At 42.4% G+C, this 935-nt stretch carries 1 protein-coding gene; it reads left to right on the top strand.

The genetic code is table 11. The features are described 5' to 3' along the window. Nucleotides 1–161: 161 nt before the first annotated feature. Nucleotides 162–935 (top strand): IS256 family transposase (locus LFYK43_RS12160; RefSeq protein ID WP_229718039.1); only part of this gene is annotated, 774 nt, incomplete at its 3' end.

Here is a 935-nt window from a genome sequence, read left to right as displayed (position 1 = left end):
GTTTATTTAAACGGAAGCCTTTTTTATTAGCGCAAGCTCTGATCTTCGGCCCCTTCTTTGGAGTTGTGCCCTTATAATTGTGTAAAAAGAAAGATCATATCATTTCCATGATACAATCAATGTGGTTTCGCAGACACAAAAATTGAACCGGAGAAAATGATATGACCCAACTTAATATTAGCTTAGATTTCGACGAATTAACAGAGGCAATTACAAAGTCAGATATGAATACAGGAATGAAGGGCCTTGCGATTGCTGTTTTTAATGCTTACATGGAAGCAGAACGGGATCAATTCTTAAAAGCAAATCGTTATGAGCGTAGTGAAGATCGGGTTGATTCACGAAATGGCTACTATGACCGTGATTTTCGCTTGGCAATCGGCAAGCTCAAGCTGAGAGTTCCACGAACCAGATCTGGGCAGTTTTCAACTCAGCTTTTTGAAAAATACTGCAGGTCTGATCAGGCTTTTGTTTTAAGCATGGTTGAAGCAGTAGTTAATGGTGTTTCAACTCGCAAAGTCACAAATATTGTTGAAAATCTGTGCGGGGAGCAGGTCTCAAAGTCATTTGTTTCAAGTGTCATGACCCGCCTGGATCCTGAGATCAAGAAGTTTCGGGAACGTTCGCTGACTTATGAAAAGTTTCCTTATCTTTACGTTGATGCGCTGTATCTCAAGGTCCATGAAGAATCGCGGGTAGTTAGTAAAGCTTTGTATATCGCTCAGGGGGTGAACTCAAAAAATAAACGCGAGATTTTAGGCTTTAAAGTCACTGGGGTAGAGTCAGAAGAGAGCTGGTCCTCTTTCTTTAGAGAGCTTAGGGATCGTGGGTTGAGGCAGCCAATCATGGTGACCTCTGATGCCCATGCAGGACTAAAGCGTGCCATTCAAAAGGAATTCCCCGGGACTTCCTGGCAACGTTGTACGGCTCATTTT

The sequence above is a fragment of the Ligilactobacillus salitolerans genome (assembly GCF_003864415.1).
GTDB lineage: Bacteria > Bacillota > Bacilli > Lactobacillales > Lactobacillaceae > Ligilactobacillus > Ligilactobacillus salitolerans.
This window is presented reverse-complemented; position numbering and strand designations above follow the sequence as displayed.